Raw genomic sequence first — 20,406 nt, forward strand, 5'->3', positions numbered from 1 at the left:
GCCGGTATTTTCTCGGTTCCGGAGGATGTCACCTTGCACCCGCGGCGCGCTTGACGCTTTACGAACCCGCCCTGCGGGCTACCTGCCTGTCAGACGTGACACAGTTTATTGATCACCAGTGAGATCCCTGCCCGGGACTCGGCCCCGAGATCGCCCCGATGGCCGGCAGGACACCCGCTCGATAATTTCGGGGGCGGCAGCCATCCATATTTGCGCCTCTGGAACCCGTTTCCCGCACTGCCCTGTTGCCATCTTGCGAAAGGGTAAGGTGCCTGCCGCATCCAGCCGCTGCGCAAGGCCCGCGACAGGCGATCCGCCCGCCGCATCCAGCCAAAAGGAACCCGTCACATGGAATCCGTCCAGACCCATATCACCACATTGGATATTGCCGTGATCATCGCCTATCTCGTCGTGGTGCTGGCGATCGGGATATGGGTCTCGATGCGAACCAAGACCGGCGATGACCTCTTTCTGGGCGGGCGGTCGCTGGCATGGGGGGCAATCGGCCTGTCGCTTTTCGCTTCCAATATCTCGACCACAACGATCATCGGGCTGACGGGCTCGGCCTATGCGACCGGCATCGCCAGCTCGGCCTTCGAGTGGATGTCGGGGATCCCGTTGATCTTTCTCGCGCTCATTTTCGCGCCGCTTTATCTCAAGGCAAAGGTCACGACGACGCCCGAATGGCTGGATCAGCGCTATTCGCGCAAGGTGCGGCTCTATTTCTCGGCGCTGACCATTTTCTTCACCGTGGTGGTCGAGACAGCGGGCGGGCTCTATGCGGGGGGCGTGGTGCTGACCACCTTCTTCCCCGATCTGCCGCTCTGGCTCAGCTGTATCGCCATCGGGGCCTTCGCGGGCGGCTATGCCGCCACAGGCGGGCTGAAGGCGGTTGTCTATACCGATGTGATCCAGGCGGTGATCCTGCTGGTGGGATGTTCGATCGTCGCCTTCCTGATGTTCCAATCGCTCGATTTCTCGTGGGACCGCGTGCGCGAGGCGTTGCCCGAAGGACATCTCGATATCGTCAAGCCGATCGACGATCCCGGACTGCCATGGCCGGGGCTGTTTCTGGGGGTGTGGATGCTGGGCTTCTGGTACTGGGTGACCAACCAGTATGTGGTTCAGCGGGTGCTGGGCGCGCGCAGCCTGCCCGATGCGCAGCGCGGTGCGCTTTTCGGCGGCATCCTCAAATGCGTACCGCTCTTCATCATGGTCCTGCCGGGGGCGATGGCGGTGCCGCTTCTGCCCGATCTGCCGACGCAGGATATGGTCTTCCCGACGATGATCACCCAGATCCTACCACCCGGACTGACGGGGCTGGTGCTGGCGGGGCTGGTGGCCGCGATCATGTCGACGGTGGATTCCACGCTCAACAGCTCCTCCACGCTTGTCGTGCATGATTTCCTCACCCGCCCCGATCGCGCGGTCGCGCCAGAGGCCGCGCGCAGATATGGCAGCCTGTGCACGGTGCTCTTCATGCTGATCGCCGTGCTGGTGGCGCCGCTGATCCAGTATGCGGACGGGATCTGGTCCTATCTCCAGCAGGCGTTCTCCATCCTCGTGCCGCCGGTGGTGGCCGTATTCTTCCTCGGGGCGGTGTCCTCGCGGGTGGGCGAGACATCAGCGCTTGTCACGCTGGTCTCGATGCATCTCCTCGGGATCATCCTCTTTGTGCTCGGGCAGGTCGGGCTCTGGCCGCTGCACTACACGATCACAGTGGCGCTGATGACGATTGCCTCCTGCCTGCTGCATCTGGGGCTCTCGGCCACTATCCTGCCACGGCATGCGGCTCCCGACGACCATCTGATCTGGCGTCCCGTCGATCTGGTCGCGGAGTTTCGTGGCAGCCGCATGGGGCTGATGGATGTGCGGCTCTGGGCCGTTGCTCTGGTGCTCTGTATGGCCGCGATCCTGATCGCATTCTGGTAGGGGCCTCAACGATAGTCCGAGGGGCTCTGCCCGAACTGCCTGCGGAAGGCCGTAGCAAAGGCCGTGGGGCTGGCATAGCCAGCACGCCCTGCCGCCTGCGCGACAGAGTGCCCCTGCCGCAACGCCTGTGCCGCAGCCTCCAGCCGGATCTGGCGCAGGCGGTCATGGACGGTGAGGCCATAGCGACGGCGGAACAGCCTGCGCAGGGTCGAGACGCTCACACCTCCCTCTTCGGCCAATGCCCCGAGCGCGGGCAGCGGTCCGGCCGCCTGCGCCATCCGCTCGACCCGCGCAAGACGCGCCTCCTCGACAGGGCTGAGCCTCGCAACTGCATCCCGCCCCCCCGCGAGGCCCTGCACCAAAAGGCTATGGGCCAGCCTCTCGGCCTCCAGGAGCGCACGCCCCTGCAGATCCTGTGGCGGACAGGCCAGAAGGGCGCGGACAGCAAGGATATCCTCGGCCAGAGCGGGCCGCACGGCCTGACGATGGGGCTGACCGTTGAGGATCAAGGGCTGCGCAAAGCCGCGCGCCGCGAGCCACTCCCATGACACCAGAAGCGCCAGCTTACGCACCACCTGACCCGCCCTCACCTTGCGCCGGAAGGCCATCGGGACACCCAGAGCGCTCAGATGCAGCTCGGCGCCCTGCCCGTCCTGTGGACCGATGCTCAACGCCTCCTGCCCCAACATGCCCTCGACCCGTCCTTCGAGCACGAGATGCACCATCACGCCGGGTTGGCGGGTAACATAGGTCACAAGATCCCGCGCGATCACGGTATCCTGCAGCTGCAGCTGTATCCCCGAAGGCAGATCGCGCCGCCCGCGCCCGCCCCGCAGAACCACCTGCGTAGCGGGCAGATTCGCGCCAAAGCCCTCACGGTCGCTGCGTAGACCCGCAGCAATGTCATCCAATGTGATCTCGGTCATGGAAGTCTCTCGATTTTGACGCTCTTGAAGAGCCGATTGGCGGTATCGCAAAGCCCGACTGCTGTCTTTGTGCGTCATTGCGCTCTATTAGTCGAGTGAAATACTCGGTTATTCAAGGATTGCCCGATGTCCGCGCCCCGCCCCGCCTTTGTCAGACCCGCCCCTCTCAGATCCGGCCTTCTCGCCTCCACGGCCCTTGCTGCCATGACCGCGCTGCCTGTCATGGCGCAGGATGTGGTCGACCTCGACCCGATCACCGTCGAGGGCTCGAGCTACGAGACGGAAGGCGCACAGAGCTATGCTACCGACCTCATCTCGGTCGGCGAGAAAGCCGCGATCAGCCCGCGCGAGGTGCCGCAATCGACCTCTGTCGTGACCCATAAACAGATCGAGGACGGCGGGTATAACACGCTCGACGAGGCGATGGCCGATGTGCCGGGCATCATGGTGCTCAACAATGATGCGGGACGCTCGTCGATCTATTCGCGGGGCTACGAGTTCGACTATCTCTATTTTGACGGTCTGCCTGCCCCCGTCAGCTCGATCTATGGCACACAGCCCGATCTTTCGATCGTGGACCATGTGGAGGTGCTCAAGGGCCCCGCGGGCCTGTTCATCTCGACGGGCGAACCGGCGGGCTCGGTCAATATGCGCCTCAAACAGGCCACCGCCACCGAGTTTACCGGCTATGTGGAGGGATCGACCGATAGCAATGGCCAGTATCGTGGCGAGCTGGATGTTTCCAACAAGCTCAATGCCGACGGCACGCTGCGCGGACGGTTCGTGGCGGCCTATGGCGATGGCGACACGTTCATCGACAATGGCTCGAACGGAGTGCAGAGCTATTATGGCACGCTGGCATGGGATGTGGACCCCGACACACAGCTGACCTTCTCGCTCAGCCATATGGAGCGCGATATCGCGCCCTTCAACGGCCTGCCCACCTATGAGGACGGATCGCTGATCTGGACCGATGCAGGCGCGGGCGTTGTGCCTGACTGGAACGATTTCGATAATACCACCACCGATGCGGTGCTCGCGGCCACCCATACATTCGATAATGGCGGGCGGGTGAAATTCTCGCTGCGCAAATCGTGGCAGGATGCGGATTTCCTCTATGGCTATGCCGGATCGACCGCCGATGCCGAGAACAATATCTCTTCCATCGCCTATCTGGGCCGCGATTTCAGTCAGGACAGCACAGCGCTCGATCTCCATGCCGATTTGCCCTTCACGCTGGGCCAGATGGAGGGCAATGCGATCATCGGGGCCGACTGGCAGAAGGTGACCTCGACCACCTATACCGCGCGCGGCAAGATCGCGGGCAGCTGGAACCTGAATGATTTCGACGCGTCATCCGTGGCCAGACCCGATGCGGCCTATTCGACCCGCGAGGACAGCGATACGACCTCGACGGGGATCTATTCGCAACTCCGCCTGAAACCCGTTGACCGACTGACCCTGATCGGCGGCGCGCGGCTCAGCTGGTATGAGGGCACGGTCGATACGACGACCCTCTCGACCGGTGCCGTGGCCCATGAGGATTATGATGTGGATGCCCATGTCACGCCCTTTGCCGGTGCCACCTACGACATCACGCCCGATGCGGCGCTCTACGCCAGCTATTCCGAGATCTTCATCCCTCAATCCGATCTGGACAGTTCGGGCGATCTTCTGGACCCGGTCGAGGGCCGGCAATACGAGCTGGGCGTAAAAGCCCGCGTGGCCGGCACGCTGGATGTGACGGCGGCCTATTTCAACCTGCGCGAGGACAACCGCCCCGTGGCCGTGACGGGGACCGATTACTACGTTGCGCAGGAAGAGGTGCAATCGCAAGGGATCGAACTGACCGTTGCGGGCGAGCTGCGGGAGAACCTGCATCTCTCGGCCGGTTACACCTACACCTATACCGAATATCTCAATGGCAGCTCCGAGGGCGAGGCATTTTCCACCTATACGCCCAAGAACATGCTCAAGCTGCAGGCGATGTATGACATCACCGAAGGCGCGCTGCGGGACTGGAGCCTTGGCGGGCGGCTGACCATGATGTCGGGCTTCTCCTCCAAGGGTATCGAGGCACCGGGATATGGCGTGGTCGATCTGATGGCGGTGAAACGGTTCGACAATGACCTGACCCTGCGCATGGGCGTCGATAACGTCTTCGACAAGGACTATTATTCGCGCGTGGGCAGCACAACGGTGTTCAATTTCCGTGGCGCACCGCGGACCTTCAATGTCTCGCTGACCAAACGCTTCTGACAGGCGGGACGGGAAAGACCAAAGGGGTCGGTCCACTGGACCGGCCCCTTTCCCATGCGCGTCTTCTGCACTGGCCATGAAAAAGGCCGGGACATAAAGTCCCGGCCTTTCGGATACCGGTGCGGGCGCGTATCGCCCCCGCACTCTTCGCTCAGAGCGCCGCGTCGAGCGCTGCGATGATCGCGTCGCCCATTTCGGCGGTCGAGACCGGCGAGCCGCCTTCGGGGCCCAGAAGGTCTGCGGTGCGCACGCCATCGGCAAGCACTTTTTCCACAGCGGCTTCCAGACGGTCGGCTTCCGCGCCCAGATCGAAGCTGTAACGCAGCGCCATCGAGAAGCTGAGGATACAGGCGATCGGGTTCGCCTTGCCCTGACCCGCGATATCGGGGGCCGAGCCATGCACGGGCTCGTACATCGCTTTCGGGCGGCCATTCGCCATCGGCGCACCGAGCGAGGCCGAAGGCAGCATGCCAAGCGAGCCGGTCAGCATCGCGGCCGCATCCGACAACAGATCGCCGAAGAGGTTATCGGTCACGATCACGTCGAACTGCTTGGGCCAACGGCAGAGCTGCATGGCGCCGGCATCGGCATACATGTGGCTCAGCTCGACATCGGCATAGTCTTCGTCATGCACGCGCTGCACGACTTCGCGCCACAGGATGCCCGATTCCATTACATTGGCCTTCTCCATCGAGCAGACCTTGTTGCCACGGCGGCGGGCCAGCTCGAAGGCCGAACGGGCCACGCGCTCGATCTCGCTCTCGGTGTAACGCTGGGTGTTGATACCCACTCGCTCGTTGTTCTCGGTGATAATGCCGCGCGGCTCGCCGAAATAGATGCCCGAGGTCAGCTCGCGCACGATCATGATATCGAGGCCCGCAACCACGTCTTTTTTCAGTGACGAGAAATCGGCCAGCGCGTCGAAGCACTGGGCCGGACGCAGATTGGAATAAAGGTCCATTTCCTTACGCAGGCGCAGAAGACCACGCTCCGGCTTGACCGAGAAATCGAGCACGTCGTATTTCGGGCCACCCACGGCGCCCAGCAGGACCGCGTCCACCTCTTGCGCCTTGGCCATCGTCGCATCCGACAGCGGCACGCCATGCACGTCATAGGCCGCGCCGCCGACGAGATCCTCGGAGACATCGAAGGCCACATCGCGCTTGGCGCCGAACCAATTGATGACTTTCTTGACCTCGGTCATGACCTCGGGGCCGATACCGTCGCCCGCAAGAATGAGGATCGAAGGGTTTGCCATGGTAATTCCTCCCGCATGTAACGGCCCAACTGGCCAATAAGACAAGGTTGCGCGAGGGCGTAGCCAATGCCCGTGGCGGGGTCAAGTTCTGAACGCAAAAGAAGATGCAAGCAGGCTTTCTAAAAATTGCGCAGACTGCTGTTGAAACTTTCGGCGACCCGCCCATTGACGCAGCGTCATAGGCAATGTTTCGCAGTCGTGAGAATCCGCGCCTCGCGGAATCCCGCCCGTTTCTGCATGATAGCGCAAAAGAGCAGAACGGACATAACGCATGACTCGAAGAATCCTGATTCTCGGGATGGAGGGGCTTTTCGGAGCTGCTGCCGCCCGTGCCTTTCGCGCCGCCGGATGGGATGTCGACCGTTACCAACGCGGCTCGGACATCTCGATTGCAGCGCGTGGCGCGCGCTGGATCCTGAATGCAGCGAACCCGGACCAGACCACAGATCTGGAGCGCGAGCTGCCCGAGCTGACCAAGAAAGTGATTGCGGCGGCGCAGAATTCAGGCGCTGCGGTGATGGTCCCCGGTAATTTCCAAGTCTATGGGCGAAGCGGCAGCGCATGGGGTCCCGATTGCCCACATGCGCCGGTGACCCGCCGCGCCAAGGCACGCTCGGAGGCCGAGAAGCGCTATCGGGAGGCTGCCGATAGCAGCCACAGCATGGTGATGCTGCGGGCCGGCGATTTCATCATGCCGGGCGCACAGTCTACGGTGATGAATTCCGTGATTCTCAACCGGCTGGCCAAACACGAGATTGCAGCCCTCGGCCCCGCCGAGAAAATGCACATCCACGCCGATCTGGAGGATCTGACCCGCGTCACGGTGGCGCTGGCCGAGACCGCGGATATGGGCGGTGGCTTTCTCGATATCCCCTTCCCCGGCACGCGCTTCTCGCCGCGCCAGCTGGCCGAGAGCCTGTCGGCGCAGCTGGATCGCAAGGTGCGGCTGACCGCCTATCCGTGGTGGCGCAAGGGCTTTGGCACTGCAGGCCGCCGGATCGCCCCGACACGCTACATGTATCAGGCCGACCAGATCATCGACGAAGGTCCCTTCCGCATGCTTTTCCCCGATTACGAGACGAAATCGCTGGAGCGGATCGCCTTCGAGCATCTCTATATGCGCGGCATGAAGGTCAAGCCAGAGGGGCGCGCCGCCGCTCAGTCGCCACGGCTGCAGGCACATGGCCAGGCGATGTCGACCCAGACCATCCTGTAACGCGCGCCTTCGGTTGCGGGCAGCACGCCCGCGCCGGTGACCTCCAGCAGATGGTCCGGCAGGATATAATCCAGCCGCAGGTGTTTTCCGCCGAGATCGGCTGTGGGGAGATCGGGCAATGGGTCCTGCAGCCGCGGTGAGGACAGAAGCGTCTCGAGTGCGGCCTTGCGCCCCTCTTTCTGCGCCGGATCAAGATTGGCACGGCCCAGCATAACCAGTGGCGGATCTGCGGGAAGGGTTGCGAGATAGGGCAGCCAGAATGCGGTCTCGTCATGGTTGCGCCGACCGTTACGGTCCTCGGGGCCGTCAAAGATCGGCGGCGTGGCCGACCAGATCAACAGCTCGAGCCCCTCCAGCCGGACGATCCAGTGCACGCTCGATGACAGACGCTGGACTGCCAGCGCCCCGGGCGAGAGCTCGGCGCCATCTGCCAGCCCTCCGGCCAGATCGCGCCAGAGCATCGCCGACATATCCTCGACCGCGATCACCGGCAGCTTGGAGAGCAGGAGCACCCCGCCCGCACCCGTGAACCGGCCATAGCCCTGCGCATCGCGGGCCTCGCCATACACCCCGTTCCCGTCCAGATCCTCGCCGGAGGGCAGGCCGCTATTGGGCTGCCGGTGGACGAGATAGGGGTAGTGCGCATCACGCGCGGCCAGCGCCTCGCGCAGGGCATGTGCCGCAGCCTGCTGCCCGTCCCAATCCACGCCGATCAGCAACAGGACATCGGGCGCGAGCTGGACTATCTGCGCAAGGCTCGCGTCGATCCGGGCATTCTTGCCCGACAGAACATCACGATAGAGTAGCCCCGGCCCTTCGCCGCCCAGTTCCGGCCCCCAGATCGCCAGCCGCAAGTCTTGCGCGCCCGCAGCCCCCGCAGCACATAGCAGCCATGCCAGAAACAGGATCAGGCTGTTTGATACTGTCCATCCTCTTCGCCTGCCGCGCGCGCCGACCGGCGGCGCTGTGCGATCAGGGCGGAGACGCGGCCCAGAGCGACACCGCGCATGACAAGAAGTGCAGGCAGGAAAGCCCATGCTGTAACGACCCAGATCAGGGCATGCTGGCTCGCGGGCATCATCGACGGGAAGGCGATCGAGACGAGTTTCAGCGCAACCGGCATGAGGAAAGGACAAACCAGACCGAGACTCGTATTCACCCACGCATCACGGCGCAGGCGCTCCACAACGTCACCGCCCATCGTGGGATCGAAGGTCGGCAGATTGATCCATATATTGAAACGTTCCTGTCCGCCCGGCCAGCCCATAACCCGAAAAACGAGCAGGAAAATGGCCACACCGATCAGGCTGATCCCCAATGCCAGACCGGCAAGCGCGCCCACAAGCCGCTGTGTCTCCGGCGCGGCATGGGCCGGAAGCGACTGCATCATCAGATGGAGCGGGCTATAGGAGAAGTCGAGCTCCCCTGCGATGGCCTGTCCCAGCGCGACCAGCAGCCGGTTGAGAACCGTCGGCTCGAAGGGGGCGATCGCGGCAAGCGAGAGGCTCAGCACCAGCGTGGCCAGCAACAGAAACCGGATACGGTTATAGGGCGCGGCATCCCGGAATTCGACGAGGGAGGGATAGACGGAGCTGTATTCGAATACGGTCAGCGCGGCACAGGCCAGCGCGACGAGGCCGACTATCTGCATCGTGTCGGCCCCTGTTCCGGGCAGGAAGACCGCCGGACTACAGATGATTGCTGCCAACATGAGCGCCCGTAATATGGCGTTTATGAACCGTAAAACCACTGCCCTGCCCTCTGGTCCGCCGGGCGCGATACATGCCGCGCCCTTATACCGGATCTAAGATGTCTGCCTTAATCTTGCCACGATTTTGCCCAGTTTCGCCATCTTTGGCAATCCGGCGCGGGATGGACCGGCGCATTTGGCAGCAAGGGGGCCATTTCTATCACAGGTGACCGGCTGAGGAAGGTCTTTAGTCTAGAAGAAATCCGCTCAATATGTAGTCACATCGCACAACTGAACGGCAGAAAGGAAAGAATGACCCCGCTGGTGCGGCCCTTCCGCGATACATGACGCTCCCCTTGGCTAGGGTTTATGCGCATATCCGCCATGCATTTTATGCAAATATTTTACGCAACAGCCCCGAATTGCGGGTGTTTTTCGATCACCCGATCAAAATATCCCTACGCGCTTTGCTTGACATTCCCGTTATCCCCCTCCGATTTGCGGCAAAGAGTATTGAAAAGAGACAGGTCATGACAGCGGACACATTTGAAAGTTTCCTCGGAACCGTGGGGGGGATCGTCTGGGGCCCCTACCTACTGATCCCCCTTCTGCTGGGCACCGGTATCTACCTGACCCTGCGTTTGGGTGCGCTGCAATTCCTGCGTCTGGGGGCTGCCCTGCGCCTTGGCCTGTGGCGGCGCCATGATGACGGGGCCGAGGGCGATATCTCGCAATTCCAGGCGCTGACCACCGCGATGGCCGCGACCGTCGGCACCGGCAATATCGTGGGGGTGGCCACCGCCATCAGCGTCGGCGGGCCGGGCGCGCTGTTCTGGATGTGGGTGACGGCGCTTCTGGGGATGGCGTCGAAATATTCCGAGGCCTTCTGCGGGGTGCGCTTCCGTGTGACCGACGCGGCGGGCGAGAAATCGGGCGGGCCGCAATACTATCTCGAGCGCGGCATCCCGAACGGGTTCGGCAAATTCCTCGCCATCGCCTTCTCGATCTTCGCCATCTGCGCAAGCTTCGGCATCGGCAACATGACGCAGGGCAATTCGATCGCCTCCAATCTTGAACAGAGCTTCCATGTGCCGGCTGCCGTCTCGGGCGGCATTCTGGCGATCCTGACGCTGATCGTGCTGGTGGGCGGGATCAAATCCATCGGGCGGGTCACCGCAGGCTTGGTGCCGGCTATGATCGTGTTCTATGTGCTGGGCGCGCTCTATATCCTGCTGGCCAATCTCACCGCCATTCCTGCGGCACTGGGCGAGATCTTCTCGGATGCCTTCACCGGCACGGCGGCCTCGGGCGGATTTTTGGGCTCGACCATCATGATCGCGGTTCAGTTCGGTGTGGCGCGCGGGATCTTCTCGAACGAATCCGGCATGGGCTCTGCAGCCATTGCCGCAGCCTCGGCCAAGACCAGCCACCCTGTCCGTCAGGGGCTGGTCTCGATGACCCAGACCTTCATCGACACGATCATCGTGGTCACCTGCACCGGCCTCGTGATCGTCACGACCGGCGTCTGGAACCAGATCGATCCCGAAACGGGCAGCCAGATTTCGGCCGCCATCATGACGGCGCGCGCCTTCTCCTATGGTCTGCCGGGCGCCTGGGGTGACTGGATCGTGACCATCGGTCTCGTGCTCTTTGCCTATTCGACGATCCTCGGCTGGGCCTATTATGGCGAGCGCAACATCGAGCGGCTCTTCGGGCGCGGTCTCGTGATGCCGTTCCGCGTGTTCTTTGCCGCCATCGTCTATATCGGCTGCACGATGCAGCTGGGCGTGGTGTGGAACTTCTCGGATGTGATGAACGGTCTGATGGCGATCCCGAACCTGATCGGCCTCCTGATCTTGTCGGGGCTGATCGCCCGCGAGACGCGCCACTATCTGCTCCACGACCCGAAACTCGAGGCGAATGCGCGCGAGATCGAGGCCTTCATGGACGGCCAGCCCGGCTGGGACGACTGGAAAGCCTCCGACCATACGGTGCATCGCTGAAACGCGCATCACCAAGGAAAAAGGGGGCCAAAGGCCCCCTTTTTCATCTCCGGGTAATACCGCTCATGGGGGCGATCTTCGATCCATCCGAGAAGCGCGAGAGCCGGAAAGGGGTTGGGTCCACGATCGGCGCATGGCCCGTCATCAGATCTGCGGCCAGCCGCCCCGCCCCCGGACCCAGCCCGAACCCGTGCCCCGAGAAACCGGTGGAGACAAACAGCCCCTTCACCCCGTTCTTCACGCTTTCGGTATCGGAGATCACGGGGATCACATCGGGCAGCACATCGATGATCCCCGCCCAGCGTTGCTCGATCTTCAGCCCCTTCATCGCGGGCCAGCGGGCTGCGACCTGATGATAGACCTTCTCGATAAAGCTCGTCTCGGGCTGCGGGTCCATGATGCGGGTCTCCTCGAAAGGCGTCACATCATTGGCAGTCCATTTACGCTTGGTCTTCAGCCCGTCCACAAAGGCCGAACCGAAGCCGAAGCGCAGGCCCCTCCATTCGTTTTTCAGTGCGGGAAGAAAGGCACCAAACAGGCGGAAACTGTCGGGTGTGATCTCGTAGCGGCTATTGGCCGAGGAGGCGATCGTGTAGCCGCCATCCAGCCGCTTGCGCATGGCGAATTCCTTGAACTTGATCGTGCCTTCCGGCCCGCCCTCCAGCGCCGAGGTCCGCAACACGGTGTTCTTGGTGCGCAGCTGCGGCAGGTAGATGCCCATATTATCGAGCATGAGCCGCGACCAGATACCTCCCGCCAAGAGCACCTGCGAACAGGCGATGCGCCCATGTTCGGTGATGACGCCGGTGACCTTGCCACCCTCCACATCGATCATCCGCACAGCGGTATTCTGATGCACCGTGCCGCCGCGTGCCTGCACCGCACGGGCCACGGCAGGCGCGGCCTTTTGCGGTTCGGCGCGCCCATCCATCGGGTTATGGATCGCGCCCTTGATCGGCAGATCCATCCCCGGATAATGGGCCAACGCCTCGTCGCGGTTCAGCATCTTGGCGGGGATCTGGTAGCTTTGCAGCAGATCGACCCATTGCCGCTCCTCCTCCATCATGTCGTCGCTGGTGCAGGTATAGGTCACGCCCGATTGCCGGTAGCCGGTCTCGGCTTCCACGCGCTCGTTGAGGCCTTCCCACATGCGCACGGCTTCCACCATCAGCGGCATCTCGCGCGGGTCGCGATGGGTCAGGCGCACCCAGCCCCAATTACGGCTCGATTGCTCGGCCCCGATCTGGCCCTTCTCGCAGATCGCGACCTTCAGCCCGCGATCCACCAGTTCCAGCGCCGCGCAGGTGCCTGCGATCCCGCCGCCGATAATCACTACATCCACCGCCCGAGGCAGGGCGGCATCGCTTTCGACCGGGTCTAGCTTCGGTCCTGGCATGGGTCTTCTCCTAAATCGGCGGGACTGTCCCGCCTTATGCGTGAGGCGGCAGGGGCCTACCCTGCCGCAAAGCCTTGAAATTATCGCGCAGCCGGTAGCCAAGAAGCGCCATTTTCGGCGCTACGTCCATATAGCGCGGCTGCGCGGACAGCGGTTCGAGTTTGAGGTCCAGATCGGCATCCGCCACGCCCATCGCCCAATCGGACAGGATACCGCCCAGCATCGAGCCGGTGGGCACGCCGCGCCCCGAAAGGCCCGTCATCGCCACCACTCCGGGGGCCAACTGGTAGAGCCGCGGCACGGTGTGGCGCTGCATGTCCAATTCGCCCGTCCAGAGGAAATCCCAACGGATCTCCTCGCGGATTTCGGGATGCAACCATTTGAGGCGGTCGGTCATGATCTTGGCCGTCAAACTGCGGTCATAGCCGCGCCGGAGCATCGGGAACATCGAGGCGACGATGCGGTTCTGGGCATTGTATTTATAGACATAGATATCGCCGCGCCCGTCCTGAATGGTGGTGCGCTTGGGCAAAAGATGCGCCTGCGTCTCGGGCGACAGGGGTTGGGTCGCCGCTACAAACACCCGCAGGATGCGGAAGGTCTGGTCGAGCTGCGGCCAGCCTGCCACCGTATAGGCGCCGGTGGTATAGATCACCTTCTCGGCCAGCACCTTACCTTGCGGCGTGGTTACAGCCCATTTGCCGCCCTCGCGGGCCGCTCCCGTCACGAGGCTCTCGGTAAAAATCTGCCCGCCTTCCTGCAGCACGGCCCGCGCCAGCCCCCGCGCATAGCCTAGCGCATTCAGCCCGCCCGCCTCCTCATGATACCACCCGCCCATGAAACGCGGCGATCCGGTGATGGCCGCAACTTCCGTGCGGTCCAGCATCCGCGTGCGCGCACCCACCGCGTTATACTCGGCGGCGCGTTTTTCCATCACCTTGATATGACTAGGGAATAACGCACCCTGCACATAGCCGTTCTGCTCCCATTCGCACTCGATCCCGTAATCACGGATCATCGCGCCCACGCGGTCATTGGCGCGGGTCTGGCGGTGGATCAGCCGCTCGGCCCAAGGCGCGCCCAGAACGCGCCGCAGATCAGGCAGCGCATAATGGGTGAAGGTCGGGGTGCAATGGCCCGCATTGCGCCCCGAGCCGCCAAAGCCAATCTGGGCGCGCTCGATCACGGCAACCTTGACGCCCTGCTTGGCCAGTTCCAGCGCGGTGGTCAGGCCGGAATAGCCCGCCCCTATGACACAGACATCGGCCTGCACATCGCCTTGCAAAGGCCGCGTCTGCGGTGCGGGCGTGGCCGTGGCATACCAGAGCGTATCCTCGAAGGGGGAAAAGCGGCGGGTCATCGGAAACTCCTTACAGATCGGTGCGGCTATCAAATGCGTCGCGCAGACCGTCACCTATGAAGTTGAACCCCGCCACGGCGATGGTGATCGCCACGCCTGGCACAATGGCAAGCCAAGGCGCGCTATCGAGATATTGCTGCGCCCCGTTGAGCATATTGCCCCAGCTGGGAAGCGGCGGCTGGATGCCGTAGCCAAGGAAGGAGATATAGGCCTCAAGCAGGATCGCGCGGGCGACAGTGAGCGTCGCGGCCACGATGATCGGGCCGATGGCATTGGGGAGAAGCTCGCGGAACATGATCCAGCGCCCCGAGAGCCCCAGCATCTGGGCAGCCTGCACGAAATCCTGCCCTTTCAGCGATTTTACCTCGGCCTCGACGATACGGGCCACTTCCATCCAGCTGGTCGCGGCAATGATCAGCGCGATCATCACGGGGCCGGGCTGGATGAAGGCCGCCAGCGCCAGCAGCAGGAAGACGGAGGGGAAGGACAGGAACGCATCAACGATCCGCATCAGCACGGCGGAAACCTTTCCGCCATAATAGCCCGAAAGCACGCCGATGACCGAGCCGATGGCGGTGGCGATGATCATCACCGCAAAGCCGATGGCCATGGACACCTGCCCCGCATGGAAGAGCCGTGCGGCAATATCGCGGCCCAGCGGGTCCGTCCCGAAGATATGCGCGCCGGTGCCGGGGGGCGCAAAGCGCGCGCGCAGGTCGATATACAGCTCGTCATAGGGCAGAAGATGCGGCCCGATGAAACAGGCCGCCGTCAGCGCCAGCACCATGAAGAGGCCCAGAAGGGCCAGTTTATGCGAGGCGAAGCGGCGCAGGGCACGCGACTGGAAAAACTTGGCACGCGGCGCGAGATCGGTTGTGGTGGTGGTCATCAAAGCCTCCTCAGTCCAGACGGATGCGCGGATCGATCAGCGCAACGATGAGATCGGCGGCCAGATTGCCCACCAGAACCAGTATGGCCGAGGCCATCAGCAACCCCATCACCACGGGATAGTCGTTATAGCCAAGACTATCGAGGAACAGACGCCCCATGCCCGGCCATGTGAAGACGGTCTCTGTCACCAGCGCACCACCCAGCACCATGGGCAGCTGCAGCCCCGCCAAGGTGACCATCGGCACCAGCGAATTACCCACGATATGTTTGAAGAGCACACGGCGCGAGGTCAGCCCCTTGGCGCGCGCGGTGCGCACGAAATCCTGTTTGATGACATTGAGCGTGGAGGTCCGCATATAGCGTGACCAGATCGCCACATCGACCAGCGCCAGCACCATGGCGGGCAGGATCAGATGGCGCAGGTAATCGAGCACCGACCCGTCGCCCACCGAATACATATTGCCCGCAGGCAGCCAGCCCAGATTGAGCGAGAAGACATAGATCGCCACGAGGCCGAACCAGAAGGTCGGGATCGAGAGCGCGACCATGGCGAAGACCGTCATCGTATAGTCAAACGCACTGCCGCGTCTGAGCGCGGAGAAAATCCCGATGGCCGAGCCGATGGTGACCGAAAGCACCGTCGAGGTGCCCATCAGCAAAAGCGTTGCAAAAAGATGGCTGCCGATCACCGCCAGAACGGGCTGGCCGTCGCGGTAGCTCTGGCCCCAATCGCCCACGAACAGATGGCTCAGCCAGTCGATATATTGCACCGGCAGCGGGCGGTTCAGACCCATCTGCTCGGCGATTTTGGCAAGCTGCTCCTGCGTCATACCGGGGCTCAGGGCGAATTGCGAAAGCGGCCCTCCGGGGGCCAGCGACAGCACGCAGAACCCGATACAGGAGACGATGACGAGAAGGATCAGGCTTTGCCCGAGGCGGGACAGGATGTAGCGCAGCATGTCGTGCCTTTCGGTTGGGGCTTTGGGAAAAACTCGGGAAAGGCCCCACCGCCCGAAGGCGATGGGACAGGTGCCGGAGGCAGGCGCCTCCGGTCAGGGGAGATCAGCTGCGCGACCAGTCGCGGACATTCCAAGTATCGATGCGGTTGTTCACATTGGGCGTGGGGCCCGCCACATCGTCTTTCCAGCCTTTGACAACGGCATATTGGAACATTGGCAGGAAGGGCAGATCATGGCGCATGACGGCCTGCTGTTCCTGATAGATCTTCTTGCGGTCCTCGGGCACAAAGCTCTGCGCACCGGCCTTCAACAGCTCGTCCACCTTCTCGCTCTGATAAGCGAAGGTGTTCTGCCCCGAGCCCCCCAAAGCGGGCGACATCGTGGACATGAAGTAATCCGAGGTATCGGGATCGGCACCGGCCAGGCAGTTGAGCCCAACCACCACGGAGTCGAACTCGGAATTCATCCAGTAATCGCCCCACATCACCGCAGGCGGCAGGTTCTTGATCTGCATATCCACGCCGATTTCCTTGAAGGTCTGCTGGATGAACTGCTGTGCCTGCTCGCGCAGGTGGTTGCCGGCCGTGGTCGAGTTGGTGAAGGACAGCGTCACGCCATCCTTCTCGCGGATACCGTCGCCATTCTTGGTCCAGCCCGCATCATCCAGCAGCTTGTTGGCCGCCTCGATAGAGAACTCGTGCTTGGGCAGATCGGGGTTGTAGTAGAAGCTCTGCTGCGGCATATAGGTCTCGGTGGGCGTCGGCACGCCGTAATACAGCGCATCGATGATCGAGCTCTTGTCGATGGCCGCATAGAGCGCCTGACGCACGGCCAGATCCTTGAATTGCGGGCGCTGCATGTTCAGACCGAAGCTCTCGAAGGTCGCGGTGCCAGCCACCTTGACCACTTTGCCCGGCAGCTTCTCGGCCTCGGCCAGATGATCGGGCGAGATATATTGCAGCCCCACCACATCAATGTCGCCCGATTTGAACTGGGTATACATCACATTGAGATCAGGCACATATTTGATGATCAGCGTCTCGAGATGCGGGCCATCCATATGGTAATCGGTATTGGCCGCCAGTTCGATATGGTCGCCCGCCATACGGGTCTTCCACTTATAGGGGCCGGTGCCGATAGGGCTGTTCATGAAGGGGGTATTGTTGAGATCGGCCTGACCGTCAAAGGCGGCTTTGGGGATCATATAGGTCGAGGCCAGAACACCCGCGAGCGGCGCGAAGGGTTCGGACATGGTCCAGGTGATCTCGGTGGGCGAGACCACGGTGATGTCGCGCATGAACTTATAGCCGGTCGAGCGGAAGGACCGGAAATCGGGGTTCACGGTCAGTTCGAGGCTGAATTTCACGTCCTCGGCGGTGAAGGGCGTGCCATCATGCCATTTGACGCCGTCCTTGAGTTTGACCTTCCAGCTCAGACCGTCTTCCGAGATACCGCCATTGGCCACGGTGGGCACTTCGGCGGCAAGGATCGGGAACAACTGCCCCTCGGGGTCGAAATCGAAGAGCGTGTCGAAAATGGCGTAATAGACACCCTCATCCACCTCGATATGCGGCATCAACGGGTTGAACACGGTGGGCTCTTGCGAAAACGCCAGCACCAGCTGCCCCTCGGGCGACGCACCGGCCGCAAAGGCGGCGTCCTTGCGCAGAAGGCTCGGCCCCATCAGGCCCAGCGATCCGGCCGCCCCCATCATCATCAGGCTCTGGCGGCGGGTGAATGTGGTCTTGTGATCTTGTGTCATCTTACATTCCCTGTTGTTGGTGTCAGGCAAATCTTCTCCGGTCCGCAAAGCGGGGAGCTTGCGGGGAGAGGTCTGTCTGTCGAAAGTGCGGGTTGTTCCCGCTTGGGGTGGAGGTCAGGGGGCGATGGGCCGCCCCCTGACGGGTCAGAAACCGCTGATAATCTCTATCTTGGTGCCATCACTAAAGCGGTTGAAACGGAAAGCTTTGGGGTCGACCACCGGTGCGCGGCCCGTGACCAGATCGGCCATCAGACGCCCCGCACCGGGACCGATGCCGAAGCCATGGCCGGAAAAACCGGTGGCGATATGGAAACCGGGGATCTGGTCGATGGGCGAGATCACCGGAATGGCGTCGGGCGTTACATCAATAGCGCCTGCCCATCGCTGGGCGATCTGGGCGTCATTGAACACCGGAAACGCCTCGCGCAGATTGGCAAGGGCCTGATCTTGCAGATTGAAGGCGGGCTTGGGGTCGAGGACGCGGTTATACTCAAATGGGCTTGCCTCATCCAGCCGCCAGCGATTGGGGATGCGGGCCTCGTCATAGAAGCGCCCGCCAAAGCGCAGCATCAGCGCCTTCCACTCGGCACCAAGCGCGGGCAGGAAATCCTTCATATAGCGGAAGCTGTCGGGCACGATATCCACGATATTGCGGAAGCCGTCGGCAATCGTATAGCCGCCATCCTGCCGCTTGCGGATCGAGAAGCCTTCCGACCAAATCGCCATTTCGGGGCCGCCTTCGAGGGGCTTGGTGCGAATGACCGAGTTCTTCACCTTCAGCTGCGGCAGGCGCAGCCCGTTATTGCGGGCAAACAGGCTCGACCACGCGCCACCGGCCAGCACCACCTGTTCGCAGGCAATCGGCCCGCGCTCGGTCAACACCCCCGAGACATAACCGCCCGAGGTCTCGATCCCGCGCACCGCGCATTCGGTCAGGATATAGGCGCCCTTGTCGCGGGCGGCCTCGGCAATGGCGGGAGCGGCCTTCTGCGGTTCGGCGCGGGCATCGGCTGCGGTATAGAGCGCGCCCTTCACCTTCATTTTGCAGCCCGGATTGAGCCGGGCGAATTCATCCGCCGAGATCATCCGGCTGTCGATCTGGTAATCGCGCAGGTTCTCGAGCCATTTCTCATGCTCGGCATAGGCCTTGTCATCGGCGCAGGCAAAGGCGATGCCCGACCGTTTGAAGCCCATATCACGGCCCGTGCGCTCGGCCATCCCGTCCCAGATGCGCAGGGCCTCGGCCATCAGCGGCACCTCGCGCGGGTCGCGCCGCGTGATCCGCACCCAGCCCCAGTTGCGGCTCGATTGCTCGTGCCCGATGCCGCCCTTCTCGCACAGCGCCACCGACAGCCCGCGCTCGACCAGCTCCAGCGCGGTCGAGGTGCCGATGATGCCGCCCCCGATCACCACCACATCCACCTTCTCGGGCAGATCCACATCACCATGAACGGGAACGACAAAGGGACCGGGCATCAGAAGCTCTCCTCGAGCTGACAATTCACATGGAATTCGGCGACACTCGCCGTATTGGGAAGGTTGATCAGCATTTCAATGACCTGCGCAAGATCCTCGGGCTGGGTCATGGTGGCTGTGTCCCGATCGGTCAGGCTTTGCGCCATATCGGTTGCCACAAATCCGGGACAGACGGCCGTGGCGCGGATGCCCTCGTCGAACCCTGCGTGACGCAGCGCATGCGCAAGCCCCACAGCGGCGAATTTCGATACCGAATAGGGGCCGGAGCGCGCCGATTTCACCCGCTTGCCCGACAGCGACCCCAGCAGGATCACTCGTCCCTGCCCCGAGACCTTCAGCCCGTCCCACGCGGCCTTCGCCAAACGTTGCGGGCCCATCACATTGACCTGCAGGAGCGCGTTCATCTCGTCATCGGAAATGCTCACCACATCCTGCGGATTGGCGATGCCCGCATTGGCCACCACCGCGTCGATCCGGCCAAAGCGCGCCATCACCGCATCCGCCCAAACCTGTGCCGAGGCCGGATCGGTTGCATCATAGGCGCAGACCTGAACGCGCGCCGCATCGGCCCAATCGGGCATGGCAGGGCTGCGCATCCCGAGGCTCAGGCACCAGCCCGCATCAAAGAGACGCTTGGCCAGCACTGCCCCGATACCGCGATTGGCCCCTGAAATCATTACACAGCGCGGGTCACTCATGGGCGGCTTTCCTCAGATTGATATAGGCACTTTTCAGCATGCGCTTGAAGGCATCGCGTTCGGGCGCGGGGATCATCTGGAAGAACTCGGCCTCCTGTTTGCGGATGATCTCGCGCACCTCCAGAGACAGCGCATGGCCCTTTTCGGTGATAAAGAGCGACTGCGCGCGCTGGTCATCAGGCGAAGGCTCGCGCCGGATCACGCCCTGTTCCACCATCCGGTCGAGGATGCGCCCTGTTGCCGGACGGTCGCGCATCAGCACCTCGGCAATCTCGGAGGGGCGGATGCCCGGATAATCGTCAACCAGCAAAAGCGCCGTGATCTTGCCCTTGCCTTTGGCGATCTCCAGATGCGCCATGCGTCTATCGAGATCGCGTGACACAAGGGAATCGATCGAGCGGATATACCAGCTTAGGGTTCCCTCGAGGATATCGATCCGGTGGCCACCGATCACCATCGGCGGATCATCATCGTCATGCTGTGGAAGGAAATCCGCCATGTCGTTCCTTTCGGGGTCTTCCATCATGGTTCCGTCATAAGGACCATCCGGCAAGGGGAAAGTTGTAAAACACAACAATAA

The 20,406-nt window shown here is 62.5% G+C and carries 17 protein-coding genes; 4 read left to right on the forward strand and 13 right to left on the reverse strand.

Annotated features, from left to right (window positions below):
- The first annotated feature begins 348 nt into the window (after window positions 1-348).
- Complete coding sequence (locus VSX56_RS11715; protein ID WP_350937280.1) at window positions 349-1,932, forward strand: sodium:solute symporter family transporter; 1,584 nt, start codon at window positions 349-351, stop codon at window positions 1,930-1,932.
- Window positions 1,933-1,937: 5 nt separating this feature from the next.
- On the opposite strand, the gene VSX56_RS11720 is transcribed toward VSX56_RS11715, so the two are convergent.
- Window positions 1,938-2,858: a helix-turn-helix transcriptional regulator gene (locus VSX56_RS11720; RefSeq protein WP_349294959.1), complete on the reverse strand. Its 921-nt coding sequence runs from the start codon at window positions 2,856-2,858 to the stop codon at window positions 1,938-1,940.
- A 126-nt stretch (window positions 2,859-2,984) separates the two neighbouring features.
- Between VSX56_RS11720 and VSX56_RS11725 the strand changes: the two genes are divergently transcribed.
- Entirely contained in the window at window positions 2,985-5,117 is a 2,133-nt protein-coding gene (locus VSX56_RS11725; protein ID WP_350937283.1) for a TonB-dependent siderophore receptor, read from the forward strand.
- A 151-nt stretch (window positions 5,118-5,268) separates the two neighbouring features.
- On the opposite strand, the gene leuB is transcribed toward VSX56_RS11725, so the two are convergent.
- A complete protein-coding gene (gene leuB, locus VSX56_RS11730) occupies window positions 5,269-6,375 on the reverse strand; it encodes a 3-isopropylmalate dehydrogenase (RefSeq protein ID WP_339115436.1) in 1,107 nt (368 codons plus the stop codon).
- Between the two features lie 81 nt (window positions 6,376-6,456).
- A complete protein-coding gene (locus tag VSX56_RS11735; RefSeq protein ID WP_350937286.1) occupies window positions 6,457-6,648 on the reverse strand; it encodes a hypothetical protein in 192 nt (63 codons plus the stop codon).
- Between VSX56_RS11735 and VSX56_RS11740 the strand changes: the two genes are divergently transcribed.
- Window positions 6,647-7,591 (forward strand): Rossmann-fold NAD(P)-binding domain-containing protein, encoded by a 945-nt coding sequence (locus VSX56_RS11740; protein WP_339115435.1) that lies wholly within the window; start codon window positions 6,647-6,649, stop codon window positions 7,589-7,591. The genes VSX56_RS11735 and VSX56_RS11740 overlap by 2 nt on opposite strands.
- Here the strand turns inward: VSX56_RS11740 and VSX56_RS11745 are convergent.
- Together VSX56_RS11745 and VSX56_RS11750 are read right to left on the reverse strand one after the other, a co-directional pair.
- Window positions 7,534-8,445, reverse strand: a complete 912-nt coding sequence (locus VSX56_RS11745; protein WP_350937288.1) for an endonuclease/exonuclease/phosphatase family protein — start codon at window positions 8,443-8,445, stop codon at window positions 7,534-7,536. The genes VSX56_RS11740 and VSX56_RS11745 overlap by 58 nt on opposite strands.
- A gap of 53 nt (window positions 8,446-8,498) precedes the next feature.
- Window positions 8,499-9,302 carry a hypothetical protein gene (locus tag VSX56_RS11750; RefSeq protein WP_339115433.1) on the reverse strand — a complete coding sequence of 268 codons (804 nt, stop codon included), beginning with the start codon at window positions 9,300-9,302 and terminating at the stop codon, window positions 8,499-8,501.
- 509 nt (window positions 9,303-9,811) lie between these two features.
- Here VSX56_RS11750 and VSX56_RS11755 point away from each other — a divergent pair.
- Entirely contained in the window at window positions 9,812-11,284 is a 1,473-nt protein-coding gene (locus VSX56_RS11755) for an alanine/glycine:cation symporter family protein (protein WP_339115432.1), read from the forward strand.
- Window positions 11,285-11,327: 43 nt separating this feature from the next.
- Here the strand turns inward: VSX56_RS11755 and VSX56_RS11760 are convergent, their stop codons facing one another.
- The 8 genes from VSX56_RS11760 to VSX56_RS11795 all read right to left on the reverse strand — a co-directional run bounded on the left by VSX56_RS11760 (window position 11,328) and on the right by VSX56_RS11795 (window position 20,325).
- Window positions 11,328-12,680: an NAD(P)/FAD-dependent oxidoreductase gene (locus VSX56_RS11760; RefSeq protein ID WP_349294955.1), complete on the reverse strand. Its 1,353-nt coding sequence runs from the start codon at window positions 12,678-12,680 to the stop codon at window positions 11,328-11,330.
- 34 nt (window positions 12,681-12,714) lie between these two features.
- Window positions 12,715-14,040: an NAD(P)/FAD-dependent oxidoreductase gene (locus VSX56_RS11765; RefSeq protein WP_350937291.1), complete on the reverse strand. Its 1,326-nt coding sequence runs from the start codon at window positions 14,038-14,040 to the stop codon at window positions 12,715-12,717.
- Window positions 14,041-14,050: 10 nt separating this feature from the next.
- Window positions 14,051-14,929 (reverse strand): ABC transporter permease, encoded by an 879-nt coding sequence (locus VSX56_RS11770; RefSeq protein ID WP_339115429.1) that lies wholly within the window; start codon window positions 14,927-14,929, stop codon window positions 14,051-14,053.
- Between the two features lie 10 nt (window positions 14,930-14,939).
- Window positions 14,940-15,890 (reverse strand): ABC transporter permease, encoded by a 951-nt coding sequence (locus tag VSX56_RS11775; protein WP_350937295.1) that lies wholly within the window; start codon window positions 15,888-15,890, stop codon window positions 14,940-14,942.
- Between the two features lie 103 nt (window positions 15,891-15,993).
- Complete coding sequence (locus tag VSX56_RS11780) at window positions 15,994-17,652, reverse strand: peptide ABC transporter substrate-binding protein (protein ID WP_350937297.1); 1,659 nt, start codon at window positions 17,650-17,652, stop codon at window positions 15,994-15,996.
- A gap of 144 nt (window positions 17,653-17,796) precedes the next feature.
- Window positions 17,797-19,128: an NAD(P)/FAD-dependent oxidoreductase gene (locus VSX56_RS11785; RefSeq protein WP_350937299.1), complete on the reverse strand. Its 1,332-nt coding sequence runs from the start codon at window positions 19,126-19,128 to the stop codon at window positions 17,797-17,799.
- Window positions 19,128-19,826, reverse strand: a complete 699-nt coding sequence (locus tag VSX56_RS11790; RefSeq protein WP_350937302.1) for an SDR family NAD(P)-dependent oxidoreductase — start codon at window positions 19,824-19,826, stop codon at window positions 19,128-19,130. The genes VSX56_RS11785 and VSX56_RS11790 overlap by 1 nt, the downstream gene beginning before the upstream one ends.
- Window positions 19,819-20,325 carry a MarR family winged helix-turn-helix transcriptional regulator gene (locus VSX56_RS11795; RefSeq protein ID WP_339115424.1) on the reverse strand — a complete coding sequence of 169 codons (507 nt, stop codon included), beginning with the start codon at window positions 20,323-20,325 and terminating at the stop codon, window positions 19,819-19,821. Before VSX56_RS11795 ends, VSX56_RS11790 begins: the two co-directional genes overlap by 8 nt.
- Between the last annotated feature and the right edge of the window lie 81 nt (window positions 20,326-20,406).

Origin of the sequence: Thioclava kandeliae (genome assembly GCF_040297545.1) — a bacterium.
Classification (GTDB): domain Bacteria; phylum Pseudomonadota; class Alphaproteobacteria; order Rhodobacterales; family Rhodobacteraceae; genus Thioclava; species Thioclava kandeliae.

Coding starts and splice junctions, on each gene's coding strand:
- VSX56_RS11715 (WP_350937280.1), top strand. CDS start 349: ATGGAATCCGTCCAGACCCATATCACCACATTGGATATTGCCGTGATC.
- VSX56_RS11720 (WP_349294959.1), bottom strand. CDS start 2,858: ATGACCGAGATCACATTGGATGACATTGCTGCGGGTCTACGCAGCGAC.
- VSX56_RS11725 (WP_350937283.1), top strand. CDS start 2,985: ATGTCCGCGCCCCGCCCCGCCTTTGTCAGACCCGCCCCTCTCAGATCC.
- leuB (WP_339115436.1), bottom strand. CDS start 6,375: ATGGCAAACCCTTCGATCCTCATTCTTGCGGGCGACGGTATCGGCCCC.
- VSX56_RS11740 (WP_339115435.1), top strand. CDS start 6,647: ATGACTCGAAGAATCCTGATTCTCGGGATGGAGGGGCTTTTCGGAGCT.
- VSX56_RS11735 (WP_350937286.1), bottom strand. CDS start 6,648: ATGCGTTATGTCCGTTCTGCTCTTTTGCGCTATCATGCAGAAACGGGC.
- VSX56_RS11750 (WP_339115433.1), bottom strand. CDS start 9,302: ATGTTGGCAGCAATCATCTGTAGTCCGGCGGTCTTCCTGCCCGGAACA.
- VSX56_RS11755 (WP_339115432.1), top strand. CDS start 9,812: ATGACAGCGGACACATTTGAAAGTTTCCTCGGAACCGTGGGGGGGATC.
- VSX56_RS11760 (WP_349294955.1), bottom strand. CDS start 12,680: ATGCCAGGACCGAAGCTAGACCCGGTCGAAAGCGATGCCGCCCTGCCT.
- VSX56_RS11765 (WP_350937291.1), bottom strand. CDS start 14,040: ATGACCCGCCGCTTTTCCCCCTTCGAGGATACGCTCTGGTATGCCACG.
- VSX56_RS11770 (WP_339115429.1), bottom strand. CDS start 14,929: ATGACCACCACCACAACCGATCTCGCGCCGCGTGCCAAGTTTTTCCAG.
- VSX56_RS11775 (WP_350937295.1), bottom strand. CDS start 15,890: ATGCTGCGCTACATCCTGTCCCGCCTCGGGCAAAGCCTGATCCTTCTC.
- VSX56_RS11780 (WP_350937297.1), bottom strand. CDS start 17,652: ATGACACAAGATCACAAGACCACATTCACCCGCCGCCAGAGCCTGATG.
- VSX56_RS11785 (WP_350937299.1), bottom strand. CDS start 19,128: ATGCCCGGTCCCTTTGTCGTTCCCGTTCATGGTGATGTGGATCTGCCC.
- VSX56_RS11790 (WP_350937302.1), bottom strand. CDS start 19,826: ATGAGTGACCCGCGCTGTGTAATGATTTCAGGGGCCAATCGCGGTATC.
- VSX56_RS11795 (WP_339115424.1), bottom strand. CDS start 20,325: ATGGCGGATTTCCTTCCACAGCATGACGATGATGATCCGCCGATGGTG.